Raw genomic sequence first — 359 nt, 5'->3', positions numbered from 1 at the left:
AATGCGGAGGTTATATTGTCTTTAAGATCATTGGTTCTGACGTTGCTTGTCTGCCTGATTGTTTGGTATTGGCTTAAAGCAAGAGAGTTAAAAGATATTGCTCTAAGAGCCGCGGCGAAGCATTGTCGTGAATTGGACTTAAGTATTCTTGACCAGACAGTCGTTTTGCGCTCATTGAAGCTCAAGAGAGGGAATGCTGGGCGCTTACAGATTATTCGTGAATATGGTTTTGAGTTCAGTTCTACAGGAGAAGATCGTTATAAAGGTAGTGTGAAGATGGCCGGAGCACGTGTTCAAGGGGTCAAATTGGCACCACATCGAGTGGAATAGTTTTATTATTGGAAGTGGTTAATTTGTAT

Annotated in this window: 1 protein-coding gene; it reads left to right on the top strand. The window is 41.8% G+C overall.

The window, feature by feature from the left end; genetic code table 11:
* The coding region (locus tag A3761_RS07095) for a DUF3301 domain-containing protein (RefSeq protein WP_082870198.1) at positions 1-330 on the top strand (330 nt) is incomplete at its 5' end.
* Positions 331-359: the final 29 nt, after the last annotated feature.

The organism is Oleiphilus sp. HI0123, from assembly GCF_001635315.1.
This window is presented reverse-complemented; position numbering and strand designations above follow the sequence as displayed.